3 protein-coding genes are annotated in these 2271 nt (G+C 67.1%); all 3 read left to right on the top strand.

From position 1 onward, the window contains the following. Window positions 1-189: 189 nt before the first annotated feature. The 3 genes from ACZ518_RS39430 (at window position 190) to ACZ518_RS39420 (ending at window position 2168) form a co-directional block, all read left to right on the top strand. Complete coding sequence (locus tag ACZ518_RS39430; RefSeq protein WP_469117850.1) at window positions 190-675, top strand: WapI family immunity protein; 486 nt, start codon at window positions 190-192, stop codon at window positions 673-675. 131 nt (window positions 676-806) lie between these two features. Continuing rightward, a complete protein-coding gene (locus ACZ518_RS39425; RefSeq protein ID WP_469117849.1) occupies window positions 807-1262 on the top strand; it encodes a hypothetical protein in 456 nt (151 codons plus the stop codon). Between the two features lie 72 nt (window positions 1263-1334). Next, entirely contained in the window at window positions 1335-2168 is an 834-nt protein-coding gene (locus ACZ518_RS39420; RefSeq protein WP_469117848.1) for a transposase family protein, read from the top strand. Window positions 2169-2271: the final 103 nt, after the last annotated feature.

Genomic DNA, 2271 nt, shown 5'->3' with positions numbered 1-2271 from the left:
TGAGCCTTCGCCAACTTGAAGTAGCAGGTCAAAGGGCTGGTGTGACCGGTCCCCGGGGTGCTCGCGCTGGTCGTGGGCGGGAGTCTGGGGAGTAGATCATCTGACGGAGTCCCGTCGGCGCTCTGACCTGTGCACCTGGGATGGAAGCCGCGGTCCGTCCTGCTGGCCAGCACATGACATCCTGACTCAGTGCTCCTGAACGATCCCGCAATCAGCGTCGACCTTCGCCCAGTGCGCTACCAGTTCGCCGAGGTCCGGGGCGACTCGTATGACGACAACTGGCTGATCATTGATGGCACGGTGACAACTCCCGAGGGCAGCTGGTCCTTCGCCGATCCGTGTTTGCTCACCGATGAGGCTCGCCAGATAGCCGCGTGGCTGCGCGCGGTGGCCGCGGGGACGGCGGCCGTGACCGAACCTGATGCCGAAGGTGAGCTTTCGCCGGACACCTGGTTCATCGAGCCGCTCGTGGCCTTCAGCCTCGCCGATCGGAGCGAGGACGGACACGCGGTAATTCGGATTCATCTGTCCTTGGAGGCAGCGCCCCCGTGGCAACAGGGTGACGACCGGGCCGACATCTACCAGTACGTCGTAGAGGTCAGGATGGACGCTGCGGCGCTGCTTCACGCCGCTGACCAGTGGGACCTCGCCCTGGCTTCCTTCCCGTCTCGCTGATCACTGGTCATGTGCCACAATCCGACCTACGTTCTCGCAAGATCCACCTCAGCCCTGGGCCGGCCGCCTGACACGTCCAGTACGACCGATTCCTACTCGCAGGGGCCCGGCAGTCTTCTACGATCCGGTGCATGCTGGATCCCGAGCTGCTGGAACGGATCACCGCGCGGCGTGCGGAACTGGACGAACTCGAAGAGCAGCTGGCCAAACAGCTTGCGGAAGTGCGGGCCGAGCGGGACGAACTCGCCGTCGCCGAACGCGTCCTTGAACGGATGACCGTGCAGCTCGCCGAGGAACGCGCCTCTGCCAGGCCGGTGCCCGGGCAGGTAGCTGGCCGGGCGGTGATGCTGATCCCGCACCGAGAGCCGGGCACGGACGAAAGCATGCTCCCACCGGACTACCAGCGCATCATCACCGCCGTGCGACAGGCCGCCGGACCGATCATGGCCCGCGAGGTCGGCGAGGTAGTGGGGGTGGACATCAGCGTGAAGGCCAAGCTGGAACCGCTCCGCAGCAAGCTGGTCAGACTCGTCGACCGCGGCTGGCTGCGGAAACTACCCGACGGCCGGTTCACCACCCGCCTGTGACCGGGCGCACCGCCACTCGGAGCGACTCAGACCGGGCGTAACCGGGCTGCCCCCGGCGCCCGTTGGAATTGTGTGACGAATATCAGAAAGCGCGCCGAGGACACCTGCCCGCTCGTCTACCAGTGCCGCCTGCCGCTGTCCACGCACACGGTCAACCACCTCGCCGAGCTGCTGCGGCGTCGTCTGAAGGCGATTCGGTCCAGGTGGCGGATCCTGCCGCCTGGGAAGATCGCGGTGATCGTCCTGGCCGTGCTGCGCCACGACCAGCGTCTGGCCGACATGGCCGGCGGAAACGATGTGTCCGAGTCCACCGTCCGCCGCTGGCGCGACGAGCTGATCGGTCTGCTCGCCGCCCAGGCCCCGCGCCTGGACCGCGCCCTGAAGAAGGTCACCAAGCAGGGCGGAGAGGTGGTCCTGATCGACGGCACCCTCATCCGCACCCAGCGCCGCACCGGCAAGGCCGACCGGCGAAACTACTCCGGCAAGCACCGCAGCCACGGCCTGCACTTCCTCGCCCTGACCGACGAGAAGGGCCGACTGATCTGGATATCCGCCGCCCGACCCGGCCGCACCCACGACAACACCGCCGCCCGCCACGACCACATTCTGGCCCACCTGCGCGCCGCTGGCCTCGGAGCGCTGGCCGACCTCGGCTTCCGCGGGCTGGACAACGACATCCTCGACCCCGTGATCGTCACCGGCTACATCGCTACCCGCACCCACAAGCTCACTCGAGGCGAGAAGGAGGCCAACCGCGTCCTCGCCGTCGGACGGGCACCCGTCGAGCACGGCTTCGCCCACCTCAAGAACTGGCGGATCCTCACCAAGCTCCGCATCGACCCCGCCCGCACCACCCAGCTCCTGCGGGCCCTGCTGGTCCTGACGAACCTCGAAATCAACCGATGACGGACGATCTTCTACACGGACTCCCGCCCACGACCAGCACGAGTACCCCGCGGACCGGTCACACCAGCCCTTTGACCTGCTACTTCAAGTTGGCGAAGGCTCA

The sequence above is a fragment of the Streptomyces sp. NPDC033966 genome (assembly GCF_055575955.1).
The sequence above is the reverse complement of the archived record's forward strand: the minus strand, read 5'-3'. Positions and strand labels throughout refer to the sequence as shown.